Annotated in this window: 10 protein-coding genes; 8 read left to right on the forward strand and 2 right to left on the reverse strand. The window is 64.5% G+C overall.

All coding sequences use genetic code 11. The features are described from left to right. The first annotated feature begins 110 nt into the window (after positions 1-110). Both ACSF9G_RS11325 and ACSF9G_RS11330 read left to right on the forward strand, forming a co-directional pair. Positions 111-1073 carry an AEC family transporter gene (locus tag ACSF9G_RS11325; RefSeq protein WP_436641557.1) on the forward strand — a complete coding sequence of 321 codons (963 nt, stop codon included), beginning with the start codon at positions 111-113 and terminating at the stop codon, positions 1071-1073. A 52-nt stretch (positions 1074-1125) separates the two neighbouring features. Further along, positions 1126-2253 carry a CaiB/BaiF CoA transferase family protein gene (locus tag ACSF9G_RS11330; RefSeq protein ID WP_436641559.1) on the forward strand — a complete coding sequence of 376 codons (1128 nt, stop codon included), beginning with the start codon at positions 1126-1128 and terminating at the stop codon, positions 2251-2253. A 50-nt stretch (positions 2254-2303) separates the two neighbouring features. Here the strand turns inward: ACSF9G_RS11330 and ACSF9G_RS11335 are convergent, their stop codons facing one another. Next, positions 2304-3515, reverse strand: coding sequence for a UbiH/UbiF family hydroxylase (locus tag ACSF9G_RS11335; protein WP_436641561.1), 1212 nt, complete (start codon positions 3513-3515; stop codon positions 2304-2306). A gap of 230 nt (positions 3516-3745) precedes the next feature. Between ACSF9G_RS11335 and ACSF9G_RS11340 the strand changes: the two genes are divergently transcribed. From ACSF9G_RS11340 to ACSF9G_RS11355, 4 genes are all read left to right on the forward strand, one after another. Further along, a complete protein-coding gene (locus tag ACSF9G_RS11340; RefSeq protein WP_436641563.1) occupies positions 3746-4630 on the forward strand; it encodes a DUF2182 domain-containing protein in 885 nt (294 codons plus the stop codon). Positions 4631-4659: 29 nt separating this feature from the next. Next, entirely contained in the window at positions 4660-5271 is a 612-nt protein-coding gene (locus ACSF9G_RS11345) for a DUF1326 domain-containing protein (protein WP_436641565.1), read from the forward strand. A gap of 9 nt (positions 5272-5280) precedes the next feature. Continuing rightward, positions 5281-5991 (forward strand): CDP-alcohol phosphatidyltransferase family protein, encoded by a 711-nt coding sequence (locus ACSF9G_RS11350; protein WP_436641567.1) that lies wholly within the window; start codon positions 5281-5283, stop codon positions 5989-5991. Between the two features lie 114 nt (positions 5992-6105). After that, positions 6106-6831, forward strand: coding sequence for a TerC family protein (locus ACSF9G_RS11355; protein ID WP_436641569.1), 726 nt, complete (start codon positions 6106-6108; stop codon positions 6829-6831). On the opposite strand, the gene ACSF9G_RS11360 is transcribed toward ACSF9G_RS11355, so the two are convergent. Further along, entirely contained in the window at positions 6832-7296 is a 465-nt protein-coding gene (locus ACSF9G_RS11360) for an Lrp/AsnC family transcriptional regulator (RefSeq protein ID WP_436641571.1), read from the reverse strand. Between the two features lie 351 nt (positions 7297-7647). On the opposite strand from ACSF9G_RS11360, the gene ACSF9G_RS11365 reads away from it, so the two are divergent. Both ACSF9G_RS11365 and ACSF9G_RS11370 read left to right on the forward strand, forming a co-directional pair. Beyond that, positions 7648-9987 carry a thiamine pyrophosphate-binding protein gene (locus tag ACSF9G_RS11365; protein ID WP_436642132.1) on the forward strand — a complete coding sequence of 780 codons (2340 nt, stop codon included), beginning with the start codon at positions 7648-7650 and terminating at the stop codon, positions 9985-9987. Positions 9988-10030: 43 nt separating this feature from the next. Beyond that, complete coding sequence (locus tag ACSF9G_RS11370) at positions 10031-11005, forward strand: quinone oxidoreductase family protein (RefSeq protein ID WP_436641573.1); 975 nt, start codon at positions 10031-10033, stop codon at positions 11003-11005. Positions 11006-11056 lie beyond the last annotated feature (51 nt).

An 11056-nucleotide genomic window follows, 5' to 3' on the forward strand; every position in this document is an offset into this window, starting at 1 on the left:
ATGCAACCGTTTTGCCGCAGTGCAGCAACAGCGCGACGTTGACCGTCCCGCCGCAAAGGCGCTAGGCGAATGACAGGGCGTAGGACGCCCACGCGACGGGATATGGCGGCTTGCAACAGGTAATCTCGCTGGCGATGCCTTTTTTCGGGCTGATCTTCCTCGGCTTTCTGGGAGGGAAGATCGTAAAGCATCCGGCCGAGGGCCTTGCCTGGCTCAACATCTTCGTCGTCTATTTCGCGCTGCCGGCGCTTTTCTTTCAGCTACTCGCCCAGACTCCCTTCGAGCAATTGGCCCAGTGGTCCTTCGTCCTGACCACGACCTTCGCCACCTACTGCGTCTTCGTGATCGCCTTCGTGGTCGGCTGGCTGGTGACGCGCGGCAACGTCCAGGAAGCCACGATCCAGGCGCTCGTCGGCAGCTATTCGAACATCGGCTACATGGGCCCCGGCATCACGCTCGCCGCGCTCGGACCGGCGGCGACGGTTCCCACCGCACTGATCTTCTGCTTCGACAACACGCTGCTGTTCACCCTTGTGCCGCTTTTGATGGCGCTCGGCCGCGACGATCATGTCGGCGGTCTGTCGATGGCGATCGGGATCGTCCGGCGCATCCTGCTCCACCCGTTCATCCTGGCGACCATCGCCGGCGTGCTCGCCGCCTATTTCCGCTTCGAGCCGCCCGAGGCGATCAACACGATGCTGACCTATCTGCGCTCCGCCGCCGCACCGTGCGCCCTGTTCGCGATGGGGGTGACCGTGGCGCTGAGGCCGCTGAAGCGAATTCCGCGGGAACTGCCGGTCCTGGCCTTCATAAAGCTCATCCTGCACCCGGTTCTGGTGCTGGTGCTGTTGAGCTTCGTTGGTGATTTCGAGCCGGTCTGGGTCTATACGGCGATGCTGATGTCGGCCCTGCCGCCGGCGCTCAATGTCTTCGTCCTCGCCCAGCAGTACAACGTCTATGTCGAACGCGCCTCGAGCAGCATCTTGCTCGGCACCATCATTTCGGTGTTCACGCTGACGACCGTGTTATACCTCGTGGCCAACGATATGGTGCCGGCCGACCTGTTTCCTTGAGCCGACGGTTCGCGGCTCCGCCGGCGAGCCGCAGATAGTCCGGGGGATAATCGTGCAGCCGCTTTCTGGCATTAAGGTACTCGATTTCACGACGCTTCTGCCGGGCCCGCTCGCCGGGCTTATCCTCGCCGAAGCCGGCGCGGACGTAACGAAGGTCGAGCGCCCCGAGGGCGAGGAAATTCGTCGTTACGCCCCCCGCTGGGGGGGTGAATCGATCCAGTTCAGTCTTTTGAATCGCGGCAAGAAGAGCGTCACCGTCGACCTGAAGGACAAGGCTGCGCTCTCGCGCATCGAACCGCTGATCGCCGAGAGCGACGTGTTGATCGAACAGTTCCGGCCGGGCGTCATGGCCCGCCTCGGGCTAGACTACGACTCCGTTCGCAAGATCAGGCCGGACATCGTCTATTGCTCGATCACCGGCTACGGCCAGCATGGTCCCAAGGCCTATGTCGCCGGACATGACCTGAATTACATCGCCGAGACCGGGCTGTTATCGCTGTCCTTCGGAAACTCCGGCAAGACCGTGGTGCCGCCTGCACTGATCGCCGATATCGGTGGCGGCACGATGCCGACCGTCATCAATATCCTGCTGGCGCTGCTGCGCCGCAACGCGAGCGGCGAGGGTGCCTATATCGACATCGCCATGGCCGATACGATGTTCACCTATGCCTGGTGGGCCTTGGGCCTCGGCAATGCCCTCGGAGACTGGCCGGGCAACGGCGACGCGATGCTGACGGGCGGCTCGCCGCGCTATCAGATCTTCCCGACCCGCGATGGCCGTTTCGTCGCAGTGGCCGCACTGGAGCAGAAATTCTGGAACACGCTGTGCGACCTCGTTGGTCTCGAAGACCGGCTGCGCGACGACAGCGTCGACCCGGAGGCGACCACCGGAGCGCTGCGGGCGATCATCGGCAACCGGACGGCCGACGAGTGGCGGCAGGTCTTCGACGGGCGGGACTGCGCCGCGAACGTCATCCGCTCGCTCGACGAAGCGGTCCGCGATCCGCATTTCCTCGAACGCGGCCTGTTCGACTTCGTTCTCGAGAACGATCAGGGCAAGCGTATTCCCGCTGTGCCCGTGCCCGTGGCCCCTCAGTTCCGTGGCGACAGGGCCATCGCTAAGAAAGCCCCGAAACTCGGCGCCGACGGTGAAGGCGGCGCTGCAGGCTCGAACCGGTGAACCGCGTCGCACCATCAAAGGCTGGCGCGACCACGTGAATTGCCGGGGGCCTAAGTCTCACCCCGCATGAGCCGCGGCAGGCGGTACCGCGGCGCGACGCCCTCGCGCATGGCGAAGCGCCGCAGCGGCCCAACACTGCCAAGTGCAACGATGCCGGCCGAACGGAGCATTTGCGCGGGCAGGAAGCCGGCGATCAGCGTGCGGTTCAACAGATCGATGGCACCGGCCCGCGACATGACGTCGACACGGCGGGCGGCATCGTAGGCGTTGCAAAGGGTGTCACCGCCCAGATCGTCGCCCGCGGCTAGCGCGTCCTCGACAATCTCGGCGATCGAAGCCGCATCCCGCAGGCCAAGATTGAGCCCCTGAGCCCCGATCGGCGGCACCACGTGGGCGGCCTCGCCGACGAGCGCCACCCGGTTCGCGGCGAAGCGACGCGGCACCAGACCGGACAGGGGGTAGAGCCCGCGCGGTCCGTCGATTTCGACCCGGCCGAGAATGCGATGGCTGATGCGCTCGATATCTCGGGCGAGGGAGTCGTCGTCGAACTCGCTCAACACTTCGGCCATCTTGCGCGGTTCCACCCAGACGAGGCTCGATCTGTTGCCCGGCAGGGGCACCAGCGTGAACGGCCCTGGCGGGCGATGGAACTCGGTGGAGATGAAACCGTGCGGCTTCTGATGTCTCAGGTTGAGGACGATTGCGGCCTGATCGTAGGCCCATTCGTCGACGTCTATGCCGGCGGCGGCGCGGCACAGGGAACGGCGCCCGTCGGCGGCGGCGATCAATTGTCCCTTCAGCGTTTCACCGTCGGCCAAGTCAACGCGCGCCGCGTCTTCTTCGAGATCGACCCTGTTAATCGTCCCGTTGATGATCCGGACCGAAGGATAGTCTGAGATCCGGCGTCGCAAGGCCGCGACCAGGACCGAATTCGGAATGTTCCAGCCGAACGCCTCTTCGCCGATCTCGCTGGCGGAAAAATCCACGGTCGGGGCCCGGAAAAGCCGGCCGGTATCGTCGATGATCCGCATGCGCGCGAGCGGCGCGGCCTCGTCGACGCAATCCGCCCAAACGCCCAGCTCGGTGAGAAGCGCCACCGAGGCGACCATCAGCGCGGAGGTGCGCCGGTCCTTTGCCGGATCGGCGAGGGGATCGACGACCGCTACACGCGCACCGCTTCGGCCGAGGGCGAGCGCGGCCGAGAGCCCGGCGGGCCCGCCGCCTGCGACGATTACATCCAATTCCGTACCGTTCACTGGCATTGCCGATTCTCTTCCCGATCAGGGAATATCGCCAAATCGCCGCTGCGTCACCGCGCCCGTTGCCGCACACCACGGATTGCGCTGCAATAACCTTCGCTTCAGGCGCGCGTTGCAATCCGGTCCGCGCCGTGATTTGAGCTTGGAGCGTAGACCCATTCGAGATCGAGGGGCGGGCCTTGGCCGCCGAGACTGACGGACGACTGAGACATCTTCGGGGCGCCGCGGCGGTGATGGCCGCGGCAAGCGCTAACTCCCGGCGCGTCGCCTGGGTGATGCTTGCCGTCATGGTTGTCTTTGCCTGGGCCTATATCGCCGTCCTGGCCATGGCGATCGGGCTGGGAGCGACGTTCGGTTCACTCGGTCCCGGCATGGCTGTTCTCGACCGGTTCTCGGCGTGGGCCGGTCTCGACGCCGTCGCCTTCCCGCTGCTTGCCTCTAGCCCGTGGCTTTCCCGGCTTGTCGCCGCCTGTACGGCGAGCGCCGCGGACTGGACCGGCGAGACGGTCGTCCTGCACGTCACCATGTGGCTCGCCATGGGCATCGCCATGATGCTGCCGACCGCGACGCCGATGCTGCGCACCTACGCGGAAATCGCCGATACCGCAGCCGAGAAGGGCCGGACCGTCGTTTCGCCGGTGGTGCTGGCGCTCGGTTACCTGACGATCTGGTCGACGTTCGCGGTCTTCGCGACCGGGCTGGAATGGGCCCTGAACTATCTCGGCGCCCTATCGACCACGGGAGCGATCGCGACATCCGGCCTCTCGATCGCTGTCCTCGCGGGCGCGGGCATATACCAGTTCACCGATCAGAAGGCCGCCTGCCTGATCAAATGCTCCAATCCGTTTCCGTTCCTGTTCGCTAACTGGACGGAAAGAGCCGGCGGTGTATTCCGTCTGGGCCTTCGCGAGGGATTGCATTGCCTGGCGTGCTGCTGGGCGCTCATGCTGGTTATGTTCGCGGTCGGCACCATGAACATCGTTTGGATCGCGATCCTCACGGTGGTCATGACTGTGGAGAAACTGCTGGGTGCGCGGTGGTTCAGCCGCGCGATCGGCGTGGTTCTGCTGGTCTGGGCGGCAGCCGCGATTGCAGGTCTGTCCCTCGACGGGCTGTGATAACGTCAAGATAAACAGGGAGAAGGTTCGTGTCCGAGTCCTGGTCGATCAACGGCGAACTGGCGCTGAGTTGTAACTGTACTGTTTTCTGCCCCTGCGTTCTGTCGCTTGGCCAGCATCCGCCCACCGAGGACTATTGCCTGGCGTGGTTCGGCGTACGCATCGACGATGGCCACCACGGCGACACCGACCTGTCCGGCATCAATGTCGCCGCGATGCTGGAGATCCCCGGCCTGATGTCGCGCGGCAACTGGACGGCGGCGCTGTTCATCGACGAGAAGGCCGGCATCCAGGCGGTGCGGGCGCTGACCCGCATCTTGTCCGGCCGGGCCGGCGGCACCACCGGTCTTCTGTCAATCCTCGTCAGCCGCTTCCTTGGCGTTCAGCAGGCGCCCGTCACCTATACGATGGACGGCAATACGCGTATCGTGAAGGTGCCCAAGATCATCGACGGCGCCATCACGCCGGTCGCCGGCAACGATCGGGACAAGGAAGTGGTGATAACGAACAGCCAGTACTGGATCGCCCCCGAGGTTACGGTAAGCAGGGCCGACAAGAGCCGGATGCGCGGCTTCGGCCGGAACTGGAATTTCGAGGGCCGCAGTGCGGAGCTGTGCCGGATCGAGTGGCGGGGACCGTAAGTAGGCGCGATGGGCGACGTTGCCAGTCATGAACGCAGACTTGCCGCGGCAGCAGTCCATGCGCTGACCGCGTCCGGCGTGGTCTGGGCGTTTCTGTCCCTGATCGCGGCCGTGCAGGGTGACTGGCCGTTAATGTTCGCCTGGCTCGGTTTCGCGCTCTTCGTCGACGGTATCGACGGGCCGCTCGCCAGGAAGGTCGGCATCACCCGGGTTCTGCCAGGCTGGAACGGTGAGATCCTCGATCTCGTCGTCGATTACCTGACCTACGTGTTCATTCCGGCCTATGCGGCCGTTGCCGCCGGTCTGTTCCCGGACGGCTTTGGCCTTTTCGGCGCGGCGATCATCTGCCTGTCGTCTGCCGGTTTCTTCGCCAAGCGGGCCCAGAAGAGCGCGGACAATTATTTCATCGGCTTCCCGGCCGTATGGAATCTGGTGCTGTTCTATTGGATGGTGTTCGACTCCGGTCCCGAGCTGGTGATGGCCTCGACCATCGCCTTCGGGCTTCTCACCTTCTTCCCGGTCATGTTCATCCATCCGGTTCGGGTGGCGAAATTCCGCAATGCCTCTCTGCTCGTCACCGTGGCGTCGATCCCGCTGGCGCTGATCGCGATCCTTCAGGATCTCAGTCCGGCGGATTGGGTGAAGGCCGGTCTTGCCGCCGCGCTCGTCTATCTTTTCGGCGTCAGCCTTTGGCGCACGTTGTTCGGGTCGACCGACTAGATCCAGAACCTTAAATCGCCTCGCGCGTTTTGTTAGGCTGCAAAATCCCGATTCCGGGCCGGCTGCCCCTTGTGCCGGAGGGCGGTTGCCACCAGCCAAGATGCGGAGCGTTCCATGATCGCGTTGTTGTCCGATCCCAATGCCTGGGCCGCGCTGGCCACCCTGACGGCCATGGAAATCGTACTCGGGATCGACAACGTCGTGTTCATCTCGATCCTCGTCAGCAGGCTGCCGGAACACCGCGCACGCATCGCACGCCAGGTCGGTCTGGCGCTGGCGCTGGTCTTCCGCATCCTGTTTCTCTTCACCCTGACATGGCTGATGGGACTCACGTCCACGCTGTTCGTCGTATTCGGCGAGGCCGTGAACTGGCGCGACCTGATCCTGATCGCCGGTGGCCTGTTCCTGCTGGTCAAGGGCACGATGGAAATACACACCGGCATCGAGGGCGACGACCATTCGGCCGCCGCGTCGGCATCGGCCGCCTTTGCCGTGATCGTCGCTCAGATCATCGTCATCGACCTGGTGTTCTCGGTCGACTCGATCGTCACCGCCATCGGCATGGCCCAGCACATCGAGATCATGGTCGCGGCCGTGATGATCGCCGTCGCCGTGATGTATCTGGCCTCCGGGCCGGTCTCGGAATTCATCAAGGAGCATCCCACGACCAAGATGCTGGCCTTGTCCTTCCTGCTCTTGATCGGCGTCGCCCTGATCGCCGACGGCGCCGGCTTCCACATTCCGCGCGGCTATATCTACTTCGCCATGGCGTTTTCGGCCGGGGTCGAGACCATCAACGTGCTCGCGCGCCGCAATCGCCGTACCCGGCGGGCGCAGTAGTCAGTCCGACAGCACCGGATAGACCGCCGTCTTCTTGATGGTGCCGAGGGCGAAACTCGTCTCGATGCTGCCGACACAGGGCAGCCGCGTGAGCCGCGTCTTCAGGAACCGCTCGTAGGCTTCGAGGCTCGACGCGACCACGCGCAGCAGATAGTCGCGCGTCCCCGTCATCAGGTAGCAGTCGAGCACCTCTTCGCAATCGGCGATCGCCCTGTCGAACTCGCTGATTTCGTCCTCGGTCTGCCGCGTGAGCCGCACCGAGACGAAGGCATTGATAGGCAGGCCATAAAGGTCCTGGTCGACGGTCGCGGTATAGCCGCGGATCACGCCATCGTCCTCCAGCTTGCGCAGCCGACGCAGGCAGGGCGACGGCGACAGGCCGACTTTCTCGGCGAGCGCCTGGTTGGTGATGCGGCCGTCGGCCTGCAGTTCGCGAAGGATCTTGCGGTCGATTCTATCGATCATGATTGGGCTGTCGTGTTTTGTCGTTTCATTGGGGCGCCGCGCAATTTTCTGCCAAAGCACGCAAATACTGCGCCGAAGTTAGCAATTTAAAACCTCGCCGTCCCGGGCATTCCTTCAGTCACCAGTGACAACGCGGCATCGACTTTGAAGGATGATGACGACGGCCAGAGGGCACCACCGCGACCGTGTCGGCCGGTGCAGGTCGCCCGCCGTCACCGTGTCGACCAAGGTCGAGACCGCGCTATAGTTTGTATCCGACACCTGTGAGAGGAGCGATCCGTGGCTGTTCGATCCAAGGCCCTGGTGGCAAAGGCGGGAAAGTCTGAGTTGCTCGACGTCGCATCGCTCGAGATGCTTGAGCGAAAGATCCTGTGGCTGTCGTCCTGGATCATCCACAACGCCAACCATGTCCGCCACAATGCCGACGGCCTCAAGGTCGGAGGCCATCAGGCGTCCTCGGCCTCGCTGTCGACGGTCATGGCGGCGCTGTTCTTCAGGGTTCTGCGCCCCGAAGACCGCATAGCCGTCAAGCCGCATGCCAGTCCCGCCTTCCACGCGATCCAGTACCTGTTCGGCCATCAGACCCGCGAGAAGCTGGAGAATTTCCGCGGCTTCGGCGGTGTCCAGTCCTATCCTTCGCGCACCAAGGACACCGACGACGTCGATTTCTCGACCGGTTCGGTCGGCCTCGGCGTGGCGGTGACGGCCTTTGCCAGCATGGCGCAGGACTACGTGCGCGCGCACGGCTGGATGCCGGACTGGCCGGAAGGTCGCATGGTCGCGCTTCTTGGCGACGCGGAGCTCGATGAAGGCAATATCTTCGAGTGCCTGCTCGAAGGCTGGAAACACGACCTGCGCAATTGCTGGTGGGTCATCGACTACAATCGCCAGAGCCTCGACTCCGTCGTCTCCGACGCCCTGTTCCAGAAGCACGCGGACGTATTCCGTGCGCTCGGATGGGACGTCGTCATGATCAAGTACGGAAAGTTGCAGGAGGCGGCGTTCGAGAAGCCGGGCGGCGAGGCGCTGCGGCGCTGGATCGACGATTGCCCGAACATGCTCTACTCGGCGCTCGTCTTCCAGGGCGGCGCCGCGTTCCGCAATCAGCTCAAGGCGGACCTGTCGGACGAACCCGATACGCTGAAGATCATCTACGACCTCGACGACGATGGTCTCCACAAGCTGATGACCAATCTCGGCGGCCACTGCATGGAAAGCGTGGTCGAGGCCTTCGAGTCCGCGCCCGACGACAAGCCGGTGTGCTTCATCGCCTATACGATCAAGGGGCACGGCCTGCCATTCCAGGGCCACAAGGACAACCACGCCGGCCTGATGACCAGGGAGCAGATGGAGGGTTTCCGCGAGGCAAACGGGATCGCGCCCGGCGAGGAGTGGGAGCCGGCCGCCGGTCTCGGCCTGAACGTGGCGGGTCTTGAGAAGCTGCTCGCCGCGGCACCCTTCAACGCAAAGGGCAGGCGCAGGCTGGAGGCCGCTCATATAGACGTGCCGCACCTGCCATTGCCGACGATCCGCGGCGCCATGTCGACGCAGGAAGGCTTCGGCAAGATCCTCGACGGCATCGCCAAGTCCGATACCGAGCTTGCAGACCGTATTGTCACCACGTCGCCGGACGTCAGCGTCTCGACCAATCTCGGCCCCTGGGTGAATCGCCGCGCCATCTTCGCCCGCGAGCCGCGCACCGACGTGTTCAAGGAACGCAAGCTCATGTCGGCGCAACGATGGGACATGAGTCCGACCGGACAGCACATCGAGCTCGGTATCGCCGAGAACAACCTGTTCCTCAACCTCGGCGCGCTCGGTCTGTCGCACTCCCTGTTCGGCGAGCGCCTCCTGCCCATCGGCACGCTCTACGACCCGTTCATCGCCCGTGGCCTCGATGCCCTGAACTACGCCTGCTACCAGGACGCCCGCTTCATCCTCGTCGCGACCCCGTCGGGCATCACGCTGTCGCCGGAGGGCGGCGCGCACCAGTCGGTCGGCACGCCGCTGATCGGCATGGCACAGGACGGTCTGGCCTACTTCGAGCCGGCCTATGTGGACGAGCTTGCCGTCATCCTCGAGTGGGCCTTCGACTATATTCAGCGCGGCGCCAAGGCGGGGAAGGGCGACTGGCTCCACGAGCGCGAAGGCGGCTCGGTCTATCTGCGCCTGTCGACCCGGCCGGTCGACCAGCCGATCCGCGAGATGACCGACGACTTGCGCGAAGGCATCATCCAGGGCGGCTACTGGATGCGCCCGCCCGCCGAGGGCGCCGATCTCGCCGTGGTCTACACCGGCGCGGTGGCCCCGGAATCCGCCTCGGCGCTAGGACAGTTGCTGGAGCTCTCGCCGGGCGCCGGGCTTCTGGCCGTGACGTCGGCCGATCGTCTCAACGCCGGCTGGCAGGCGGCGCAGAAGGCGAGGCAGATCGGCGAAGATCCGCCCCTCTCGCATGTCGAGAGGCTGCTGGAGCCGTTGTCGCGTGAAACCCGGCTGGTGACCGTGATCGACGGGCACCCGGCGACGCTCTCCTGGTTGGGTGCCGTGCGCGGCCATCCGACGGAATCGCTGGGTGTCGAGCATTTCGGCCAAACCGGAACAATTCCAGACCTTTATCGTCAATACCGGATCGATCAGAAGGCCATTGTCGAGGCCGGCCTGTCCACCCTTCCGAAAGGTCGCCGCCGCTGATACGGTGCCCGCCACGGGGCGTGCGTAGCAAGGGAGGTGCGACATGGTTCAGGCGATACGGATCGAGACGTGTGGCGGACCGGAGGTCATGAAATGGACCGAGGTCGAGCAGCCGAAACCGGGGCCGGGCGAGGCGCTGGTTCGGCACAAGGCCGTCGGCCTCAACTTCATTGACGTCTACTTCCGCACGGGCCTGTACAAGGCACCATCGATGCCGCTCATACCGGGCAGCGAAGGAGCCGGCGAGGTGATCGCGATCGGGGAGGGCGTCACCGATGTGGCGGTCGGCGACCGGGTCGCCTACGCGACGACCGTCGGCGCCTACGCCGAGGAGCGCGTGATCGCCGCCGATCGTCTGGTCAAGGTCCCCGATGGCATCTCCTACGAAACCGCGGCCGCGATGATGCTCAAGGGCATGACCGCGCGATACCTGCTGCGCCGTACGTTCAGGGTCGAGGCCGGTCAGACGATTCTGTTCCATGCCGCCGCCGGCGGCGTCGGCCTTATCGCCTGCCAGTGGGCGAACCATCTCGGCGCGACCGTAATCGGAACGGTCGGCTCGGAGGAGAAGGCCGCGCTCGCCAAGGCACACGGCGCCCACCATACGATCAACTACCGGACGGAAAACTTCGTCGACCGCGTCAAGGAGATCACCAACGGCGAAGGCGTCGAAGTCGTCTACGACTCGGTCGGTAAGGATACGTTCCCCGGGTCTCTCGATTGTCTCAAACCGCTCGGCATGTGGGCGCTGTTCGGTCAGTCGTCGGGAACGGTACCGCCGCTTGATCTCGGCATCCTTGCGCAGAAGGGATCGCTGTTCGCGACACGGCCGACATTGTTCACCTATGTCGCCAAGCGCGACGACCTGGTCGCGACCGCGAACGAACTGTTCGATGTCGTGAAGAGCGGCGTCGTGAAGATCGAGATCAACCAGACCTACGCGCTGAAGGACGCCGAACAGGCGCATCGCGACCTGGAGGGGCGGAAAACCACGGGCACGACGGTGCTGATCCCCTAGCGGAAACAAACCCGCATTGTTAGCCAATGGCACGGTTGCGTTGCGTGCGGC

The sequence above is a fragment of the Microbaculum mangrovi genome (genome assembly GCF_051390635.1).
Classification (GTDB): Bacteria; Pseudomonadota; Alphaproteobacteria; order Rhizobiales; family Tepidamorphaceae; genus Microbaculum.

Excerpts from the sequence above, each read along its gene's own strand:
- ACSF9G_RS11335 (WP_436641561.1), bottom strand. The coding sequence starts at position 3,515 with ATGCCAGTGAACGGTACGGAATTGGATGTAATCGTCGCAGGCGGCGGG.
- ACSF9G_RS11340 (WP_436641563.1), top strand. The coding sequence starts at position 3,746 with ATGGCCGCGGCAAGCGCTAACTCCCGGCGCGTCGCCTGGGTGATGCTT.
- ACSF9G_RS11350 (WP_436641567.1), top strand. The coding sequence starts at position 5,281 with ATGGGCGACGTTGCCAGTCATGAACGCAGACTTGCCGCGGCAGCAGTC.
- ACSF9G_RS11355 (WP_436641569.1), top strand. The coding sequence starts at position 6,106 with ATGATCGCGTTGTTGTCCGATCCCAATGCCTGGGCCGCGCTGGCCACC.
- ACSF9G_RS11360 (WP_436641571.1), bottom strand. The coding sequence starts at position 7,296 with ATGATCGATAGAATCGACCGCAAGATCCTTCGCGAACTGCAGGCCGAC.
- ACSF9G_RS11365 (WP_436642132.1), top strand. The coding sequence starts at position 7,648 with ATGCTTGAGCGAAAGATCCTGTGGCTGTCGTCCTGGATCATCCACAAC.
- ACSF9G_RS11370 (WP_436641573.1), top strand. The coding sequence starts at position 10,031 with ATGGTTCAGGCGATACGGATCGAGACGTGTGGCGGACCGGAGGTCATG.